Origin of the sequence: Tardiphaga sp. 215_C5_N2_1, from assembly GCF_052076055.1 — a bacterium.
Taxonomy (GTDB): domain Bacteria; phylum Pseudomonadota; class Alphaproteobacteria; order Rhizobiales; family Xanthobacteraceae; genus Tardiphaga; species Tardiphaga robiniae.
In genome coordinates this window covers 1,930,952-1,948,703 of sequence record NZ_CP197240.1, presented here as the reverse complement: position 1 = coordinate 1,948,703, position 17,752 = coordinate 1,930,952, and the positions used below count along the sequence as shown (strand labels likewise).

Annotated in this window: 19 protein-coding genes; 15 read left to right on the top strand and 4 right to left on the bottom strand. The window is 61.9% G+C overall.

Going from position 1 to position 17,752, the window contains the following annotated elements:
• Positions 1 to 129 precede the first annotated feature (129 nt).
• Positions 130 to 1,143, bottom strand: coding sequence for a zinc-binding alcohol dehydrogenase family protein (locus AB7828_RS09255; protein ID WP_441229988.1), 1,014 nt, complete (start codon positions 1,141 to 1,143; stop codon positions 130 to 132).
• Positions 1,144 to 1,262: 119 nt separating this feature from the next.
• On the opposite strand from AB7828_RS09255, the gene AB7828_RS09250 reads away from it, so the two are divergent.
• From AB7828_RS09250 to AB7828_RS09195, 12 genes are all read left to right on the top strand, one after another.
• Positions 1,263 to 1,667, top strand: a complete 405-nt coding sequence (locus tag AB7828_RS09250; RefSeq protein ID WP_441229987.1) for a winged helix-turn-helix transcriptional regulator — start codon at positions 1,263 to 1,265, stop codon at positions 1,665 to 1,667.
• A gap of 65 nt (positions 1,668 to 1,732) precedes the next feature.
• A complete protein-coding gene (locus tag AB7828_RS09245; RefSeq protein ID WP_441229986.1) occupies positions 1,733 to 3,145 on the top strand; it encodes a DegQ family serine endoprotease in 1,413 nt (470 codons plus the stop codon).
• Complete coding sequence (locus AB7828_RS09240; protein WP_441229985.1) at positions 3,142 to 4,473, top strand: replication-associated recombination protein A; 1,332 nt, start codon at positions 3,142 to 3,144, stop codon at positions 4,471 to 4,473. The genes AB7828_RS09245 and AB7828_RS09240 overlap by 4 nt, the downstream gene beginning before the upstream one ends.
• Positions 4,470 to 5,927 carry an RluA family pseudouridine synthase gene (locus AB7828_RS09235; protein ID WP_441229984.1) on the top strand — a complete coding sequence of 486 codons (1,458 nt, stop codon included), beginning with the start codon at positions 4,470 to 4,472 and terminating at the stop codon, positions 5,925 to 5,927. Before AB7828_RS09240 ends, AB7828_RS09235 begins: the two co-directional genes overlap by 4 nt.
• 52 nt (positions 5,928 to 5,979) lie before the next feature.
• Positions 5,980 to 6,612: a 5,6-dimethylbenzimidazole synthase gene (gene bluB, locus AB7828_RS09230; RefSeq protein ID WP_244628637.1), complete on the top strand. Its 633-nt coding sequence runs from the start codon at positions 5,980 to 5,982 to the stop codon at positions 6,610 to 6,612.
• A gap of 29 nt (positions 6,613 to 6,641) precedes the next feature.
• Complete coding sequence (locus tag AB7828_RS09225) at positions 6,642 to 6,965, top strand: hypothetical protein (protein ID WP_093761535.1); 324 nt, start codon at positions 6,642 to 6,644, stop codon at positions 6,963 to 6,965.
• A 76-nt stretch (positions 6,966 to 7,041) separates the two neighbouring features.
• Entirely contained in the window at positions 7,042 to 7,833 is a 792-nt protein-coding gene (locus AB7828_RS09220; protein WP_441229983.1) for an ATP12 family chaperone protein, read from the top strand.
• A gap of 57 nt (positions 7,834 to 7,890) precedes the next feature.
• On the top strand, positions 7,891 to 9,615 hold the full coding sequence (gene fliK, locus AB7828_RS09215; protein ID WP_441229982.1) for a flagellar hook-length control protein FliK: 1,725 nt from the start codon (positions 7,891 to 7,893) through the stop codon (positions 9,613 to 9,615).
• Positions 9,612 to 9,878 carry an EscU/YscU/HrcU family type III secretion system export apparatus switch protein gene (locus AB7828_RS09210; protein ID WP_120291960.1) on the top strand — a complete coding sequence of 89 codons (267 nt, stop codon included), beginning with the start codon at positions 9,612 to 9,614 and terminating at the stop codon, positions 9,876 to 9,878. Before fliK ends, AB7828_RS09210 begins: the two co-directional genes overlap by 4 nt.
• Before the next feature lie 238 nt (positions 9,879 to 10,116).
• Positions 10,117 to 10,566 (top strand): hypothetical protein, encoded by a 450-nt coding sequence (locus tag AB7828_RS09205; protein ID WP_441229981.1) that lies wholly within the window; start codon positions 10,117 to 10,119, stop codon positions 10,564 to 10,566.
• A complete protein-coding gene (locus tag AB7828_RS09200; RefSeq protein ID WP_441229980.1) occupies positions 10,559 to 11,788 on the top strand; it encodes an HlyD family secretion protein in 1,230 nt (409 codons plus the stop codon). The genes AB7828_RS09205 and AB7828_RS09200 overlap by 8 nt, the downstream gene beginning before the upstream one ends.
• Positions 11,789 to 11,900: 112 nt before the next feature.
• Complete coding sequence (locus tag AB7828_RS09195; RefSeq protein ID WP_441229979.1) at positions 11,901 to 12,572, top strand: carboxymuconolactone decarboxylase family protein; 672 nt, start codon at positions 11,901 to 11,903, stop codon at positions 12,570 to 12,572.
• A gap of 9 nt (positions 12,573 to 12,581) precedes the next feature.
• On the opposite strand, the gene AB7828_RS09190 is transcribed toward AB7828_RS09195, so the two are convergent.
• Positions 12,582 to 13,040 (bottom strand): DUF4260 domain-containing protein, encoded by a 459-nt coding sequence (locus AB7828_RS09190; protein ID WP_184517839.1) that lies wholly within the window; start codon positions 13,038 to 13,040, stop codon positions 12,582 to 12,584.
• Between the two features lie 178 nt (positions 13,041 to 13,218).
• Between AB7828_RS09190 and AB7828_RS09185 the strand changes: the two genes are divergently transcribed.
• On the top strand, positions 13,219 to 14,751 hold the full coding sequence (locus AB7828_RS09185) for an acyl-CoA carboxylase subunit beta (protein ID WP_184517836.1): 1,533 nt from the start codon (positions 13,219 to 13,221) through the stop codon (positions 14,749 to 14,751).
• Positions 14,752 to 14,760: 9 nt separating this feature from the next.
• On the opposite strand, the gene AB7828_RS09180 is transcribed toward AB7828_RS09185, so the two are convergent.
• A complete protein-coding gene (locus tag AB7828_RS09180) occupies positions 14,761 to 16,170 on the bottom strand; it encodes an SIR2 family protein (RefSeq protein ID WP_439077545.1) in 1,410 nt (469 codons plus the stop codon).
• Between the two features lie 137 nt (positions 16,171 to 16,307).
• Between AB7828_RS09180 and AB7828_RS09175 the strand changes: the two genes are divergently transcribed.
• Both AB7828_RS09175 and AB7828_RS09170 read left to right on the top strand, forming a co-directional pair.
• On the top strand, positions 16,308 to 17,021 hold the full coding sequence (locus AB7828_RS09175; RefSeq protein WP_184517831.1) for an alpha/beta hydrolase: 714 nt from the start codon (positions 16,308 to 16,310) through the stop codon (positions 17,019 to 17,021).
• Between the two features lie 99 nt (positions 17,022 to 17,120).
• A complete protein-coding gene (locus AB7828_RS09170) occupies positions 17,121 to 17,432 on the top strand; it encodes a hypothetical protein (protein WP_184517828.1) in 312 nt (103 codons plus the stop codon).
• Between the two features lie 23 nt (positions 17,433 to 17,455).
• Here AB7828_RS09170 and AB7828_RS09165 read toward each other — a convergent pair whose 3' ends face one another.
• Positions 17,456 to 17,725, bottom strand: coding sequence for a hypothetical protein (locus tag AB7828_RS09165; protein WP_139285956.1), 270 nt, complete (start codon positions 17,723 to 17,725; stop codon positions 17,456 to 17,458).
• Positions 17,726 to 17,752 lie beyond the last annotated feature (27 nt).

Genomic DNA, 17,752 nt, shown 5'->3' with positions numbered 1-17,752 from the left:
TTTCGATCACAAGCAATTTAGATAATTAGCTATCTAAATTAGCTATCATGCGATAAGAGCGCATCCATGGATGCGCTCTGTTGTCGTAGGTGTCTCCAGGCGGGAATTTCGTGGGTAGCAGTTCCGTGATCACCAGCCTTCGAGCACGATCTTGCCGTGCGACTTGCCGGATTCGAGCAGCGCATGCGCGCGCTTGAGATTCGCGGCGTTGATGGTGCCGAAGGTCTTGTCGAGCGTCGTGCGTAGCACGCCCTTGTCGATGAGATCCGCGACATCGTTGAGGAGGTAATGCTGCGCGATCATGTCGGGCGTCTGGAATGACGATCGCGTGAACATGGATTCCCAGTGCACCGAAACGGCCTTGCCCTTGAACGCGGACATGTTGAATTCAACGGGATCGTCGATCAGTCCGAGCTTGCCCTGCGGGGCGATCAGATCGGCAAGTGCCTTGTAGTGCTGCTCCGTCCCCGTGAGGCTGGCGATGAGGGCGACGGGCGGCAGCTTCAATGCGTCGATCTGCTCCTTCAGCGGCTTGCTGTGATCGATCACCGCATGTGCGCCGAGATCCTGGCACCACTTGATCGTCTCGGGTCGCGATGCCGTTGCCACAACCGTGAGGCCGGTGAGGCGGCGTGCGAGTTGGATCAGGATCGAGCCGACACCGCCGGCACCGCCCATGATCAGCAGCGTGCGCGGATCGAGGCTCTTGCCGGGTGCGACGCCGAGCCGATCGAACAGCAGTTCCCAGGCGGTGATCGCGGTGAGCGGTAATGCCGCAGACTGTGCGAAGGAGAGCGAGGAGGGCTTGCGGCCGACAATGCGCTCATCGACCAGATGGAACTCTGCATTGGTGCCCTGGCGCTGGATCGAGCCGGCATAGAACACCTCGTCGCCCGGCTTGAACATCGTCACATCGGGGCCGACAGCATCGACGACGCCGGCAGCGTCATAACCGAGGATCTTGGTTTCGCCGGCCGGCGGCGCCGCGCGTTTGCGCACCTTGAAATCGACGGGATTGGCCGAGATCGCCTTTACCGATACGCGGATATCGCGACCGGTCGGTTCGGGCTTCGGAACCTCGAAATCGACCAGCGCGTCAGCGGCGTCGATCGGGAGGGATTTGGTGTAGCCGACTGCCTTCATTGGGTGCGCTCCATGCTCCTGGCGGGAATGTCCCGAAGAGGTGTCCCGAGGCGACAATAATTGCAAGTACTGTCATTTCAGGGATATAGTCACCGAATGGATACTATTGGGTATTTGCGATGAAACGGCGTGATTTCGGCAATGGGCCGGGCTGTCCGGTCGAGGTGACGCTCGATCTGATCGACGGCAAATGGAAGGGCGTGATCCTGTATCATTTGCAGCAGGGGCGGCTGCGTTTCGGCGAGCTGCGCAAGCTGATGCCGCGGATCACCCAGCGCATGCTGACCAAACAGCTGCGCGCGCTCGAGGAGGATGGGCTGATCGTTCGGACGGTCTATGCCGAGGTCCCGCCGCGGGTCGAATATGCACTGTCGGAAACCGGGCTCGGATTGCGCCCGGTCATCGATGCCCTCAAGGCGTGGGGTGATGCGCACAAGATGCGCCAGAAGTCGGCCGCGGTCGCGGCGCCCCAGCCGCGCAAAAAAGCGCTGGTGGAGAAGGATGTGCCGGCGGACGCAAGCTAGTCCCCGCCCTTCTATTGCCCCGCTCAGCAGCCTATATTCGCCGCGATTTCCTCAAAGAGGCCCCGATGATCCCATTTTTCCGCAACGCTGCGACCGCTTCCGCTCTGTGCGCCATTGTTCTGTCGTCCGCGCTCGCGCCGGCTGTTGCACAAGATCGCCGGGTCCCGACATCGCCCACGGAAATGAAGCTGTCCTACGCGCCGATCGTGCAGCGGGTGCAGCCGGCCGTGGTGAACGTTTATGCAGCCAAGACGGTGCAGAACCGCAATCCGCTGCTGGACGATCCGGTGTTCCGCCGCTTCTTCGGCGGCCAGGGTATGCAGCCGGAGCAGATGCAGCGTTCGCTCGGTTCGGGTGTGATGGTCGACGCATCGGGCCTCGTCGTTACGAACAATCACGTCATCGAAGGTGCCGACCAGGTGAAGGTGTCGCTGGCGGACAAGCGCGAATTCGAGGCCGAGATCGTGCTCAAGGATAGCCGCACCGATCTGGCGGTGCTGCGCATCAAGGATACGAAAGAGAAATTCCCGACGCTGGATTTCTCCAACTCCGATGATCTGCTGGTTGGTGATGTCGTTCTCGCCATCGGCAATCCGTTCGGCGTCGGCCAGACCGTGACCCACGGCATCGTGTCGGCACTTGCGCGCACGCAAGTCGGCATCACCGACTATCAGTTCTTCATCCAGACCGATGCTGCGATCAATCCCGGCAATTCCGGTGGCGCGCTGGTCGACATGACCGGCAAGCTGGTCGGCGTGAACACCGCAATCTTCTCGCGCTCCGGCGGCTCGCAGGGCATCGGCTTTGCGATCCCGGCGAACATGGTGCGCGTCGTCGTTGCCTCCGCCAAGAGCGGTGGCAAGGCCGTGAAGCGTCCGTGGCTCGGCGCGCGGCTGCAGAACATCACGCCTGAAATTGCCGAGACGCTCGGGCTCAAGACGCCGTCTGGCGCGCTGGTCGTCAATGTCACGGCGAACAGCCCGGCTGCGAAGGCCGGTCTCAAGGTCTCCGATCTCGTGACTGCCATCGATGGCCAGGCCATCGAGGATCCAAATGCGTTCGAATATCGCTTCGCGACGCGGCCGCTCGGCGGCACTGCGCAGCTCGATGCGCAACGCAGTGGCAAGCCGGTGAAGTTGACCGTTGCGCTCGAGGCTGCGCCTGACACGGGCCGCGATGAGATTACGCTGACGGCGCGTTCGCCATTCCAGGGCGCGAAGGTTGCCAATATCTCGCCGGCCGTTGCCGACGAGTTGCGGCTGGATTCCAGCACCGAAGGCGTTGTCATTACAGAGCTGACCGACTCGGCCACTGCGGCTGGCGTCGGCTTCCAGAAGGGCGATCTCATCGTCGCAGTTAACGGCACCAAGATCGGCAAGACCAGCGATCTCGACAAGGTGACGCGCGAGGGCGCGCGGCTGTGGCGCATCGTGGTGGTGCGCGGCGGTCAGCAGATCAACGTTACACTCGGCGGATGAGCCCGAAACAACCCACGCCTTCTGCAAACCTGTTTGCCGCAGCCGGGCTGGAGCAGGACGCGCCGCGTCCGCTCCCGGAGCGGTTGCGGCCGCGCGTGCTGTCCGATGTGGTCGGGCAGGATCACATCCTCGGGCCCGATGGTGCGCTGACGCGCATGCTGGAAACCCGCACGCTGGGTTCGCTGGTGTTCTGGGGACCGCCGGGCACCGGCAAGACCACCGTCGCGCGCCTGCTGGCCGATGCCACTGAGTTGCAGTTCGAGCAGATTTCAGCGGTATTCTCCGGTGTTGCCGATCTGAAGAAAGTGTTCGAAGCCGCGCGCGCCCGCCGCGAGATGGGCAAGGGCACGCTGCTGTTCGTCGACGAGGTGCATCGCTTCAACAAGGCGCAGCAGGATTCTTTCTTGCCGGTGATGGAAGACGGCACCGTGGTGCTGGTCGGCGCCACCACCGAGAACCCGTCATTCGAACTCAACGCCGCTTTGCTGTCGCGCGCGCGCGTGCTGGTGTTCCAGTCGCTGGATGCTGCGGCGATCGAGAAACTGTTCGCACATGCGGAGAAGGTCGAAGGCCGCCCGCTGCCGCTTGATGATGAGGCGCGCGCCGTGCTGGTGCGGATGGCCGATGGCGATGGCCGCGCCGCGCTGACTTTGGTGGAAGAAGTCTGGCGCGCTGCGCGGACCAATGAAGTGTTCAACGCCGCGCAGTTGCAGGACATTCTGCAGCGTCGCGCGCCGATCTACGACAAGTCGGCCGATGGCCATTACAATCTGATCTCGGCGCTGCATAAGTCGGTGCGCGGCAGCGATCCCGACGCAGCGCTGTATTACCTGTGCCGCATGCTCGATGCTGGCGAGGATCCGCTGTTCCTGGCGCGCCGCGTGGTGCGGATGGCCGTGGAGGACATCGGTCTTGCCGATCCGCAGGCGCTCGTCATCTGCAACGCCGCCAAGGATGCCTATGATTTTCTCGGCCATCCCGAAGGCGAACTCGCCATCGCACAGGCGGTGATCTACATCGCCACCGCGCCGAAATCGAACGCTGCCTATATGGCCTACAAGGCCGCGATGCGGGCTGCGAAAGAGGGCGGCTCGCTGCTGCCACCGAAGCACATCCTGAACTCGCCGACCAAGCTGATGAAGTCAGAAGGCTATGGCGACGGGTACCAATACGACCACGACACGCCCGAAGCTTTCTCTGGCCAAGACTATTTCCCGGAAGCCTTGGGACGGCAGACCTTCTATGATCCGCCGGAGCGCGGGTTCGAACGCGAGATTCGCAAGCGGCTGGATTACTGGACCAGACTGAGGAACGAGAGACAATCATGAGCCGTCGCGACAAGAAGCCTCTCGCCAAGCGTGGTCCCGGTGGTGAGCGCAGCAAGGCGCCGCGGAAGGGTGCGGCCCCGAAGGGCGCTACCTCCAAAGCCGCCCCGTCGAAGGGCGAGCGGCCGTCATTCGGCAAGGCTGGCCGCGTGAGCAGCGATCGCCCGATGAGTGCGCGTCCGCCACGTGCGCGTGCCAGTGAACGCTCGGAGTGGGCCGAGCGGCCGGAACGTGCCGAGCGATCCGAACGCCCTCAGCGTGCCGAACGAGCCGAGCGCTTCGATGCGCCGCAACGGTCCGAGCGTCCGGCCGGCAAGCGTCCACCAAGCGCGCGTCCTTCCGGTTCGCGTCCGGGCGGTAAGGCCGCGCCGCGTTATGGCAATGCGCCGCTGCGTGAGCCGCGGATGCCCGCGCCTTATCTCGATGAAGAACCGGCGAAGCCGGAAGTCGCGCCAGCGCCGCTGCCTACCGCCGTGCAGAACGTCATCGTCACGCCTGACGAGAACGGCATGCGCGTCGATCGCTTTCTCGAAGCGCATTTCCCCGGCCTGTCCTTCTCCCATATCCAGCGCATCGTCCGCAAAGGCGAGCTGCGCGTGAACGGCAAGCGAGCCGACAGCAAGGATCGGCTGGAAGAGGGGCAGACTGTCCGTATTCCGCCGCTGAAGCTCGATGCGCCGAAGGTCGTCGGTGAACTCTCCGAGGCTGCCAACAAGACTCTGCAGGCGCTCAAGGAGATGACGATCTACGAGGACGCCGACGTCATGGTGCTGAACAAACCCGCAGGCCTTGCCGTGCAGGGCGGTTCGGGCATGACGCGTCACGTCGACATGATGCTGGAGGTGATGCGCGACGCCAAGGGACAGAAGCCGCGCCTGGTGCACCGTCTCGACCGGGAAACGTCGGGCTGCCTGCTGATCGCCAAGACGCGTTTTGCGGCGACCAAGCTCACCGGTGCGTTCCGCGAACGCTCAGCACGAAAGATCTATTGGGCGCTGGTTGCCGGCGTGCCGAAGCCGAAGCAGGGCCGTATCTCGACCTACCTGGCGAAGGAAGAAAACGAAGAAGACACCATCATGCGCGTCGCCAAGCATGGCGACGAAGGCGCGAGCCATGCGGTGACCTATTACGCCGTGGTGGAGACGTCAGCGCAAAAACTCGCCTGGGTGTCGCTGAAGCCGGTGACCGGGCGTACGCATCAGTTGCGCGCGCATATGGCGCATATCGGCCACGCGATCGTCGGCGACCCGAAATATTTCAACATCGAGAACTGGCAGTTGCCGGGCGGCATTCAGAAGCGTTTGCATCTGCTGGCGCGCCGCATCGTGATCCCGCATCCGCGTGGCGGCGTGATCGACGCCACGGCGCCGCTGCCGCCGCATATGCTGCAATCGTGGAACTTGCTCGGTCTCGAACACGACCGGTTCGATCCGATCGAGAACGCACCGGAAGAGTAGGGCGTTGTCGGGCTCCGACAACATCCCGTCCGCGACGTCGGCAACCGCCGACGTGCCCGATTTCGACGCCGCGTTTCGCGCGCGTCTGCATGATCTGTTTGTGTGGCGCCGCGATATCAGGCGCTTCAAGTCCGATCCACTGCCTGCGGGCTTTCTCGATCGCCTGCTCGATACCGCGTGCCTGGCGCCTTCGGTGGGCCTGAGCCAGCCATGGCGCTTTGTCATCGTCGACGATGCGTCACGTCGTCAGGCGGTGCTGGAGAATTTCAGCGCCTGCAATGCCGAGGCGTTGAGCGCCTATACCGGCGAACTCGCGCAGAGCTATGCGACGCTCAAGCTCGCCGGTCTGCGCGAAGCGCCATGCCACCTCGCGGTATTTGCAGACCACGCGACGGATGTCGGCCACGGCCTTGGCCGCCGCACCATGCCGGAGATGGCGGACTATTCGGTGGTGACGGCGATCGCAACCATGTGGCTCGCTGCGCGCGCTGAAGGCATCGGCATGGGCTGGGTCTCGATCCTCGATCCTGCTGCGATTGCCGTGACACTCGATATACCTCGTGACTGGCGGTTGATCGGCTATTTCTGCATCGGTTATCCGGAGATCGACGACGATCGGCCGGAACTCGAGCGCGCCGGATGGGAACGCCGTCATTCGGCAGCGGATCACATTGTCCGGCGCTGACACTTGATGTGATGCGGGATCGTGACAACATGAGACCAATGAGACATCGCTCCATCCCATTCGCTCTGTTGGTCGCCGTTGCGGCGGCGCTCTCTGCTGCGCCTGCGGTCGCGCAGGTTATCGGAGTGCCCGGCAACCCGGCCTTGATCACGCCACTGCCGCCCGCACCGCCACCGCCGCGGATCGAAGTACCTGTCGTGCCTCAGCTCGGCGATCTGCCGCGGCAGCAGAATGTCCCGCAGGCGCGGAGGTCCTTCAGCGATCGTATCACCGACTGTTTGCAGGATGGCGCCGCTGCGGGTCTCGGCCCGAATGATCGTGCGACCTATTCGCGAGCCTGCGCCAATCGCTGATACGAGCGATTTGGTCTCGCGTGGCGCCCGTCTGTCGCGTAAATTGACGGCTGGCGAACAGGAATTGAGACCATCGATGCGTGAATTGTTTGACGAAGTGTACGGCCAGTCGCAGCTCGATCCGCAAGAGGCGGTGCGACGGTCGACGCGTGGTCCACAGCGCAAGCGTTTCTACAAGACCGTCGGGTTGAGCGAAACACCGGACGGCTATGCCATCATGCTTGACGACAAGACCGTGCGCACGCCATCGCGCCATCCGCTGGTCATTCCCAAGCGCGCCATTGCCGAGGTCATGGTCACGGAATGGGATGCGCAGCAGGATGTCATCGATCCCACGAGCATGCCGGTGACACGCCTGGCCAATAGCGTGATCGACGCGATCCGCGACGAGGCGCAGACCCAGGCAGTGGCTGACGATATCACCAAATACTTCAGCACCGATCTGCTGTTCTATCGCGCCGGCTATCCCGAGGCGCTTATCGCGCGCGAGGCTGCGGCATGGGACCCTGTCTTGTTCTGGGCTGCCGATGATCTCGGCGCGCATTTCATCCTGGCCGAGGGCATCGTGCATGTCAGCCAGCCCGAACAGGCCGTCGCATCTGCCCGCGCGGCGCTGCCGAGCGATCCATGGGCGATCGCCGCGCTGCATCTGGTGACGACGATCACCGGCTCGGCGCTGCTCGCGCTGGCGCTGCTCCATGGCCATCTGAATGCCGATCAGGTCTGGACCGCCGCCTTTGTCGACGAGGACTGGAATATCGAGAAGTGGGGCCTCGACGAGGAAGTCGCTGCGCGGCGCGCGGCGCGGCAGGTGGATTTCAAGGCTGCCGTGCTGGTGCTGAAGGCGGTCACGCCGTCAGCGGGTTAATCGGAAGTTAACGACCGTTAACTAGCGTAGCTCCACCATTGTCCGGTGCCGCTCACCATGCCGACTCCCGTCAACTCGATCTTACCGGTTGTCTCCGCGCAGGGCGTGGCGAGCGAAGTCGCGTTTCAGCCCGGCAGCGTGATTGCCGGCCGCGTGCTCTCGGTCTCGCCAGACAATCAGGTTCGTATCGCCATCGGGCACAGCACGATCGACGTGCAATCGCAGGTGCCGTTGCAGGCCGGGCAAGTGCTGCAATTCGCAGTGTCGAAGACGGACAACGGCAATGTCCAGCTTGCCGTCGTCACCCCGCAGAATACAGGCGCGGGGCAGGCGGGCGGTACGTCCTCCGGCGACGTGACCCTCGCGCCAGATCTGCCGATCAATCTCGCCAATGCTATCGCGACCTCCAAGATCCAGCTGACATCGCTGGAAGCGCAGGCCGTCTCCACTGCTACGCAAAGCGCCGTGACGCAGCAGGCGAGCCTTGCGACGCTATTTGCCAATCTCGGTGTCGCCACTTCGTTGAAGGGGCTGCCGCAGCAGTTGCAGCAGGCGGTCGCGCAGGTACTGGCGCAACGCCCGCCGCTCGACAGCCAGCTCACCGGCGAGGAAGTCAAATCGGCGTTCCAGAATTCCGGCCTGTTTCTGGAATCATCGCTGGCCAAGGGATCGCTGCCGCAAGGCGGGCTGCCCGATATGAAGGCGGCATTGATCGTGTTGCGCCAGGCGTTGGCGACGACGCTCGCCACAGCGAGTCCGACCCAGAGTACATCGCCAGCGACGGCGAATGCAGCGACACCTGAGCAGCCTGCATCGGCATTGGCAAACGCGCTTCCCAGTGTCGTGGCGCAGGTCGCCGCACAGCAGGCGCAAACTGCTGCAGCGACAGTGGTCATGCTGCCCAAGACCGGCATCAAGAACGATCCGCTGCAGCAGGCTGGACTTCTCGCCGCAGACGAGCCCGTGCTCGATGTTGTGGCTCAGACCGCACCGGCCGTGGCAAAAGCTCCCGAAGCGGCTGCACGCTTGGCTATCAATGGCGCAGCGCTCAACCTGCTTCGGGAAGCGCTGCAGACGGCTCCCAAGGGCATGGGAAGCGCAGCATCGCTGGTGTTCGACGACAGCATGATGATGGATCTGCTGCCCGCTACGAAGGCGCCAGCGGGCCAGCCGGGTGCCGAAACGAACATCGCGCGCAACACCCTTCCGCCGCCGCCGTTACGCGGCGCGCTGCCGACGGCACAGCCGATGGCTTTGCCGACACTCCCGGCAAATGCGCCGCTGGGCACCACCGTGCATCATCTGCTCGCGGATACCGATGCGGCGCTGGCGCGCCAGACCCTGCTGCAGGTCGCATCCTTGCCGGATCGTGCGGACGGACTTGCGACGCCGCGGCTCGATCAGGCATCGCCGCGCTGGAGTTTCGAAATTCCATTTGCGGTGCCCGCCGGCACGGCCATGGCGCAATTCGAAATTTCGCGTGATGGCGGCAATGGTAGTGAGGCTGAAGCGGCCAAGCAGGTCTGGCGTGCGCGCTTCTCACTCGATGTCGAACCCGCTGGCCCGGTCCATGCGCTGGTCTCGCTGACCGGCGACAAGACGTCGGTGCGGATGTGGGCCGAGCGTCCGGCGACGGCGTTGCAGTTGCAGGCCGGTACGGCGCAGCTCAATCAGGCGCTGATCCGCGCCAATCTGCAGCCCGGGGATATCGTGGTCCGCGAGGGCGCACCGATGCAGCCCGCGCCGGCATCGGCGGGGCATTTTCTGGATCGCGCGCTATGATCGTGCAGCCCAAAAGATCGCTCGCTGTCGCGCTGCATTACGACAAGACCGGCGCGCCTGTTGTCACCGCGAAAGGCAAGGGCGCGATCGGTGAGAAAATCATCGAGGTTGCCAAGGCTCACGACATTCCCATCGAGGAAAACGAAGTGCTGGCCGGTGCACTCTCCAACGTCGAGCTCGGCGACGAGATTCCAGCCGAGCTCTACAAGGCTGTCGCGGAAGTGCTGGTCTTCGTTCTCAGGCTGTCGGGCCGCGCGCACTAGCCTCGTCATTTGACTGCGATACATGTCAGATCGTTGAGCTGTTCTGCAGCGACCTTTCGAGGCTGGTGATCTTGCATCCGCGAGCTATCAACCCGCAGTCCGCCCGTTATGAATGTAGATTTGTTGCAGCGCATTTCCTATCGCGCACAAGCTGATGCTTGCCAAGTTCCAGCTTTGTGCAACTATGAAACCCGGGAGAGGCTAGTGCTCGCCTGACGCTGTTGGAATGGGGGATCACGTGAGCGAGACGCTGCATCCGAACGCTCCGCATCATCTGCCTGGCTTCATTACCGCTCCCGGTGAGACTGACACGCTCATGGTTGTGGTCGGAATCGTTCTGATCGGCTCCATCATGATGGTCGGCAATCTGTACCTGCGCCTGCACAGCATGCCGGAGCGCATGGCGCACAAATCGCAGAAGCTGCAGTTTGAAATCGTCGCCGTGTTGGGCCTGATCGCATTGTTCACCCATAACCATCTGTTCTGGATAGTCGGGCTGTTGCTGGCGATGATCGATCTGCCGGATTTCAGCACGCCATTGCGCAGTATCGCAGGATCGGTGCGGAAGATTGCCGACGGCGATGCTACCAGCGAAACCACCGAGCTGTCCGGTGAACCACCACCGCTCCCTATCGCGGCAGAAACATCGAGCCGTCCCGGCGAAGCCGGAGGGCACGGTCATGCTTGAGCTTCTCCTCTGCTCGCTGCTGACGGTTTTTCCGGATTATCTCTATCGTCGCTATGGACAAGGCAAGCGACTGGGGAGGGAGATCACGTTTTATTCGGTGTGGTTCGAACTCAGATGGGGAATCACGGCCTGCGTGATGCTGACCGTCGCTCTGATCACCGTCATCTTCTATTTTCATCCATCGACGACAAGTGCGACCTTGTTCTATCGGACCGTGCCGATCCTGCCCGAGGTCAATGGCCGGGTGGCGGAGGTGCACGTTCAGTTCAGCGCGTCGGTCAGGAAAGGTGACGTGATCTTCCGGCTCGATAACGCCAAGCAGGAGGCGTCGATGGAGACCGCGCGGCGCAAGATTGCCGAGGTCGATGCGGCCATGCTGGCGGCGCAGGCCGATATTCTGAAGGCCGAAGGGCAGGCGCAGGAGGCCAAGGGTTCCTATCAGCAGACCTCGGACGAACTCGATACCAAGCGTGAGTTGCAGAAGCGCAATCCCGGCATGGTGCCGCAACGCGACATCGAAAAACTCGAGGTGCTGCTGACTGGCCGCCAGGGGGCGCTTGATGCGGCCATGGCCGCGCGACAATCCGCGATGACGCGTATCTCCGCGCTGCTGCCGGCGGAGAAGGCCAGCGCGCAGGCGGCACTTGCGGAGGCGCAAGTCGATCTCGACAAGACGTTCATTCGCGCAGGCGTGGACGGGCGCGTCGAGCAGTTCACGCTACGTGTTGGCGATGTCGTCAATCCCGTCATGCGATCGGCAGGCATTCTCATTCCCGAGAATGCGGGCCGCGTGCTCTCGGCAGGATTCGGGCAGATCGAAGCGCAAGTGATGAAGGTCGGCATGGTTGCCGAAGCGACCTGTATTTCGAAGCCGTGGACCGTCATCCCGATGGTGGTGACCGGCGTCCAGAACTATATCGCGGCCGGTCAGTTTCGCGGCGGCGAGCAGTTGGTGGAAGCGCAGCAAGTCCGCGCGCCGGGCACCATCCTCACATTCCTGGAGCCAATCTATCAGGGCGGTCTCGACGGCGTGACGCCCGGCAGCAGTTGTATCGTCAATGCCTATACCAGCAATCATGACGCCATCGCTGCGAAGGGGATCGGTTCTTTCAAGTGGCTGGCGCTTCATGCCGTCGATGCCGTTGGGGTCGTCCACGCGATGCTGCTGCGGATCCAGGCGTTGTTGCTTCCTGTCAAGACGCTGGTGATGAGCGGTCACTGAGCTCCGCGCATTCTGCGGGGCGAGGCGATCGTTCTGGGACGCTCCGGAACTGGCGCTGTCATGCCCGTTGAACTAGCCTTCGTGAACAAGAAAAAAGCTCACGGAGGAAATCATGAAGTTCCCATCGCTCTGGATGTCGTCCATCGGACTGTCGTCGCTCGCGCTTGCGGCGGCCAGCGGCTGGTTCGCCGCCACCATGTTTGCCCAGCCCGCCACCAGCAAGGAGCCGCGGTTTCCGCAGCTCACCATGGATCAGCTCGACGCGAGGCAGAAGCCGCTCGGCGAGCAGGTGATGAAGGTCTCAAGCGTGGGGCTCGCCGGTCCCTACAATCCGATGATGCGCAGTCCGGTGCTCGGGCAAAAGCTGTTCGACCTGTTCGCCTATCTGCGCTGGGATACGTCCGTTCCCGTCAAGCTCAACGAATTCGCGATCATCATCATCGGGCGGCAATGGCGCTCGCAGGTCGAATGGTTCGCCCATGCGCCGCTCGCGCAGAAAGCGGGGTTGTCGCCCGATATCATCGCCGATCTCAAGGCCAACAAGCGGCCCGCCAACATGGCTGAGGATGAGGCGACGGTCTACGACTTCGTCACCGAGCTCACGACCACGCACAAGGTCTCCGACGAGACCTATGCGCGCGCCAAGAAGATCTTCAACGATCAGCAGATCGTCGATCTCACGGCCGTGGCCGGCAATTATGTGATGGTGGCGATGTTGCTGGCGATGGCGGAGGAAAGCACACCGCCCGGCAAGGAAGCGCCGTTCAAACCCGGCGAGCCGTGAGGCCGCGCGTCAGGCAGCCTTGATCGGGTTGCCGGTTGTCGGGTTTTCCGCCGTGGCCGGTGCGGTCGCATCCTTGCCGATGCGGCCGAGATGGGTGAAGCGGAAACCGGCGTCGTATTTGAGGCCGTAGCCGAGCGCGCGGTCGAAGCCGATATGGGCGAACCAGACCAGTGCGATCGAACCGGCGATCGGCTCGGCGGTGGCGATACCGGCCAGCGCGAGCAGCAGGGGCGCGATGGTCGCATGCACCAGATTATAGACGCCCGCGCCGATCCGCGGGCCCGCCAGATAGGCCAGCATGCTGAGGTCCGGGACGAAGAAAAACAGCGCATAGATCTGCCAGGGCCCACCCGAGATCCAGTAGAACAGCGTCATTCCGACAAACAGCGCCGCGCCTTCCCAGCGCAGCAGGTCACGCACGCCACCCGTGGCTGCGCCACTATTTTCATTGATCACGATATTGGTCATCCGGCGCTCTCCCCTGTCTGACCCGATATAGGCAGGATCGTCGCCGGCGCCATGCGATTTTGGGGGATTCAGCCCTTCCTGATGGGCGTTTCCACCGCCGAAAACCCCATGCTAGAACCTCGCCCAAACCCTGCGGCTGCCGCGGGCGATAACACGTGACATTGACGGGCTGGAGCACATGAAAGACATCCTGGACACCCTCGAAGCGCGTCGTGCAGGCGCCAAACTGGGCGGCGGCGAGACGCGCATCGAGTCGCAGCACAGCAAGGGCAAGCTGACCGCCCGCGAGCGCATCGAGCTTTTGCTCGACAAGGGGTCCTTCGAGGAATTCGACATGTTCGTCGAACACCGCTCCGTGGAATTTGGCATGGATAAGTCCAAGATTCCGGGCGACGGCGTCGTCACCGGTTGGGGCACCGTGAACGGCCGCAAGACCTTCGTCTTCGCCAAGGATTTTACCGTGTTCGGCGGCTCGCTGTCCGAAACCCACGCGCTCAAGATCACCAAGCTGCAGGACATGGCGATGAAGGCGCGGGCGCCGATCATCGGCCTCTACGACGCCGGTGGCGCACGCATCCAGGAGGGCGTCGCGGCGCTCGCGGGTTATTCCTATGTGTTCCGCCGCAACGTCCAGGCCTCCGGCGTGATCCCGCAGATCTCCGTCATCATGGGACCCTGCGCCGGCGGCGACGTCTATTCGCCGGCGATGACCGACTTCATCTTCATGGTGAAGAACACCAGCTACATGTTCGTCACCGGTCCCGACGTTGTGAAGACCGTGACCAATGAGGTCGTCACCGCCGAAGAACTCGGCGGCGCCAGCGTACATGCGACGAAATCCTCGATCGCCGACGGCGCCTTCGAGAACGATGTCGAGACGCTGCTGCAGATGCGCCGGCTGATCGACTTCCTGCCGGCCAACAACACCGAAGGCGTGCCGGAATGGCCGAGCTTCGACGACATCGAGCGCACCGATTTGTCGCTCGACACGCTGATCCCCGACAATCCGAATAAGCCCTACGACATGAAGGAGCTGATCCTGAAGGTCGTGGACGAGGGTGACTTCTTCGAGATCGCCGAGACCTTCGCCAAGAACATCGTCACCGGCTTCGGTCGCATTGCCGGCAAGACTGTGGGCTTCGTCGCCAACCAGCCGATGGTGCTGGCCGGCGTGCTCGACAGCGACGCCTCGCGCAAGGCCGCGCGCTTCGTGCGGTTCTGCGATGCCTTCAACATTCCGATCGTCACCTTCGTCGACGTGCCGGGCTTCCTGCCGGGCACCGCGCAGGAATATGGCGGCCTCATCAAGCACGGTGCCAAGCTGCTGTTCGCCTACAGCCAGTGCACCGTCCCCTTGGTGACCGTGATCACCCGCAAGGCCTATGGTGGCGCGTTCGACGTGATGGCCTCGAAGGAAATCGGCGCCGACATGAACTATGCGTGGCCAACGGCGCAGATCGCCGTCATGGGCGCCAAGGGCGCGGTGGAGATCATCTTCCGCCAGGACATCGGCGACGCCGACAAGATCGCCGCGCGCACCAAGGAATATGAAGACCGCTTCCTGTCGCCCTTCGTCGCCGCCGAGCGCGGCTATATCGACGACGTGATCATGCCGCACTCCACCCGCAAGCGCATCGCCCGCGCGCTGGCGATGCTGAAGGACAAGCATCTGGAAGTGCCGATGAAGAAGCACGACAACATGCCGTTGTAGTTTAGCAGATCATTTTTGGACCAAGCTTAGGTCAAGCTGGTCCTTGTGATGCAAGACGTGACTGGACAGATAGGGGTGCCGTTTAACGACGCCTTCGGCGTACTTGAACGCTGTCTTGTGCAGGTCGGGAAGATGCTTCAGGGCTTTCCGGTATTGAGATGAATTTTGTAGTTCTGCGTCGAAATAGAAGAATAGGGGAGCATCCATACTGGCTCTCTCTTCAGCGGTAAGGCCCGCGTAAAGGTATGCGTTTGCATATCCGTAGCAATAAGAGGCGTCATCAAAGCGTCTTATTTTTCGATAGCGTTCGGCATAGCCGTGATACGCTCTGAATGAATGTGAAATCTGATGGAGATCTGAGTATCTGCCTGTGGCTCTCAGTCTCAATATTCGTTCAAGCGCATGCTTCAAGCCATCTTGGTACCATGAGCAGAAAAGTATCTGTGGGTACTTTTGCGCGTTGTAATGGTCGTGAAGCCACGAATGCGCCTCTTCAACTGAAACGAGCAGCTTGATGACGTCGTCATACATGTCGTCGGGGGCGATGCATCTGTGCTTCGTTGAGTGCCCTTTTAACTGAGATAGAAAGAAAGTGCCGTCTGTCTCGATAAGGAAAAGGTTCATCGCCGTCAGTCGCGAGCGGTCATCTGCACTAATGTCAGGTGATATGAAATAGGCCTGTCGATGGAAGTCGCTCAGTGATTCTCTGACGGAATCGTATACTTGTAAGAAATCGTCGTCTTTTAAGGAGTACCCTACAAAAACGGTCGAGCGCGTTGCTAGTAGCGATTTTAGGTGCGCTCCCAATAGTCCTTTCTTGAGCCTCTCATTACAGGCTTCATAATCTGTAGTGGTTGCGACGATGGAGCCAAAGTTTGAGATTGATCCGTGAATCTTAAGAACTTTGCGGTCAGCTACTTCCCAAAGGGCGATGTCCCGATCCTCGATAAATGGCGTTGCTGCGCAGATATCTTCGAAGTATGAATCCCAATTGGTAGTTACTATCGTGTCTATCGGAAAGAAGGTTGCAAGCTCCCGATGGAAGCGCGTGGCGTCCTTATAGATTGATAAATGCGCATAGGCGTAGTCGAAATGATCCTTTATCCTTTGTATCAATCCGACTTTGCCTGAGGGCGAAGAGCAAAATTGCTGCATTACCTCTGGAAACGTCGCGTTTTCGTCGGATACTCCGACTATGTGCTTTATCTCGTTATAGAAGCTGTTCGGCATTACGCCTTTTGCTTCGGTGCTTATGCCCGCGCCTGCAAATAGGACGACGTTTCCGTCCATAAACAGATCTATCAATTCGGAAGGTGCCTCAAAGCTCTTGTTTCTTTTGCAGAACTCGCACTGGCAGTTCTGCGAAGTTATCTCGGCCGAGAATGCTACATTCTTTCTGGGCTGCGCGTTCGTCTTCATAAAGCCTCTCTATGCGCGTGCGACTGAAGATGTTCAGTAATAGCTATAAATAGGTGATGCCGTCTCGCGAGAGGCGAGGAGAGTTACCGATCTTTTAGTAGGATTCTCAACATTCGGCTCGAACTGATAACTTTTCCATGGAGAAGCATGTGATCAATGTCCATACGATCTCAATCGTCGGTGCTCTGTCGCTGCTCTGCTTCGCAAGCAGCGCCGCCCGCGCCGACGAAACCGTCACTGTCGGCGGCTCCCGCGCTGTACTGATCAAACCCGCATCGCCGCGCGCCAGCGTGATCCTGATGCCGGGCGGCAGTGGCGCCATCAATCCGGGCGAGCACGGTGAGATCAACGGGCTGAGGGGCAATCAGCTCGTGCGCACCCGCAGCGCCTATGCGGCGCGCGGTCTGGCGGTGCTGGTGGTGGATGCTGGGACCGATCTGTCCAACGCGGTGCAATATATGGCGGCGATCAAGCGGCCGGTGACGGTGGTGGCGACCAGCCGCGGGACGCAGCGTGCCGCCGAGGGGATTGCGCGCGGCGCCCGGCCAGATGCGCTGGTGCTGACCTCGGGTTTTCTCAGCGCGGAGTCCGGCAGCGGCAGCAATGTCATGTCGATCATCGGCTCGCCATCGGCGTTGCCGCGCACGCTTGTCATCCATCATCGCAATGACGGCTGCAAAGTCACTGCGCCGGCGGGCGTCGATCCCTTCGTGAAATGGTCGGCCGGGCGCGCCCGCGTGGCGTGGCTGAGCGGCGGACGCAATGATGGCGATCCGTGCGAGGCGCGGGGATATCATGGTTTCAACGGCCTCGATGGTCAGGTGGTCGGGCTCGCTGCAGGTTTTCGATAACGGCGAGATGCCGAATGTGCGAGTTCCCGCGCGCATTCAGTTTCCATTCATGCCGCGGGTCCGATCCTGATGCCCTCACGGATATCAGGAGGGATCGCGATGGAACGCCGTCATTTTCTGAAGATCGCCTTCGGCTTTGCCGCGGGTGTCGGCTTGGCCGCTCAGGCCATCACGCAGGCTCAGGCCGCGCCGCTGCTGCCGGCCAATCCGCTCGATAACCAGAAACCGGACACAGAACCTCAAGCCGCGGTGGCGTCGCAGGACGACGTCGATCGTCTCCAGCCTGAGCAAGTCCAGTGGCGTCGCCGCGGCTGGCGTCGGCGTCGTTTCTGGGGTTATCGCCGCCGGCATTGGGGCTGGCGTCGCCGTTATCGGGTCCGTCGTCGGTACTGGCGCCGCCGGTACTGGTAGGGCAAGCCCGCTTGTGCTGACGCTCAGTCTCTCCAGGGCGTCAGCGGTTTGGTCTGGCCGGGTTCAATGCCGCTCAGGTGGCGACGCACGTTGTCATAGCTGCGATCGCCGGGGGCAAAGGTCTGCGAGCCGTCAGCCGGCTTGCCGTCCACCGTGCGGGTGAAATGCAGCACCAGGCTGTCATCGGCATTCATGGTGGCGCTGCCGTAATAGGGCATCGACAGCCGCGCGTCCTCCGCCATGGCCGCGCCAGCCATGAGTAGAATGGGGAAAGTGAGAAACAGACGGGTCATGACACCTCCTGCTGTGAGGTTGTGATG

Bases quoted from the DNA above. Each gene is read 5' to 3' on its own strand.
- AB7828_RS09245 (WP_441229986.1), top strand. From the start codon at position 1,733: ATGATCCCATTTTTCCGCAACGCTGCGACCGCTTCCGCTCTGTGCGCC.
- AB7828_RS09195 (WP_441229979.1), top strand. From the start codon at position 11,901: ATGAAGTTCCCATCGCTCTGGATGTCGTCCATCGGACTGTCGTCGCTC.
- AB7828_RS09235 (WP_441229984.1), top strand. From the start codon at position 4,470: ATGAGCCGTCGCGACAAGAAGCCTCTCGCCAAGCGTGGTCCCGGTGGT.
- AB7828_RS09210 (WP_120291960.1), top strand. From the start codon at position 9,612: ATGATCGTGCAGCCCAAAAGATCGCTCGCTGTCGCGCTGCATTACGAC.
- AB7828_RS09190 (WP_184517839.1), bottom strand. From the start codon at position 13,040: ATGACCAATATCGTGATCAATGAAAATAGTGGCGCAGCCACGGGTGGC.
- AB7828_RS09220 (WP_441229983.1), top strand. From the start codon at position 7,042: ATGCGTGAATTGTTTGACGAAGTGTACGGCCAGTCGCAGCTCGATCCG.
- AB7828_RS09240 (WP_441229985.1), top strand. From the start codon at position 3,142: ATGAGCCCGAAACAACCCACGCCTTCTGCAAACCTGTTTGCCGCAGCC.
- AB7828_RS09200 (WP_441229980.1), top strand. From the start codon at position 10,559: ATGCTTGAGCTTCTCCTCTGCTCGCTGCTGACGGTTTTTCCGGATTAT.
- AB7828_RS09180 (WP_439077545.1), bottom strand. From the start codon at position 16,170: ATGAAGACGAACGCGCAGCCCAGAAAGAATGTAGCATTCTCGGCCGAG.
- fliK (WP_441229982.1), top strand. From the start codon at position 7,891: ATGCCGACTCCCGTCAACTCGATCTTACCGGTTGTCTCCGCGCAGGGC.
- AB7828_RS09170 (WP_184517828.1), top strand. From the start codon at position 17,121: ATGGAACGCCGTCATTTTCTGAAGATCGCCTTCGGCTTTGCCGCGGGT.
- AB7828_RS09250 (WP_441229987.1), top strand. From the start codon at position 1,263: ATGAAACGGCGTGATTTCGGCAATGGGCCGGGCTGTCCGGTCGAGGTG.
- AB7828_RS09185 (WP_184517836.1), top strand. From the start codon at position 13,219: ATGAAAGACATCCTGGACACCCTCGAAGCGCGTCGTGCAGGCGCCAAA.
- AB7828_RS09175 (WP_184517831.1), top strand. From the start codon at position 16,308: ATGGAGAAGCATGTGATCAATGTCCATACGATCTCAATCGTCGGTGCT.
- AB7828_RS09225 (WP_093761535.1), top strand. From the start codon at position 6,642: ATGAGACCAATGAGACATCGCTCCATCCCATTCGCTCTGTTGGTCGCC.
- AB7828_RS09165 (WP_139285956.1), bottom strand. From the start codon at position 17,725: ATGACCCGTCTGTTTCTCACTTTCCCCATTCTACTCATGGCTGGCGCG.
- AB7828_RS09255 (WP_441229988.1), bottom strand. From the start codon at position 1,143: ATGAAGGCAGTCGGCTACACCAAATCCCTCCCGATCGACGCCGCTGAC.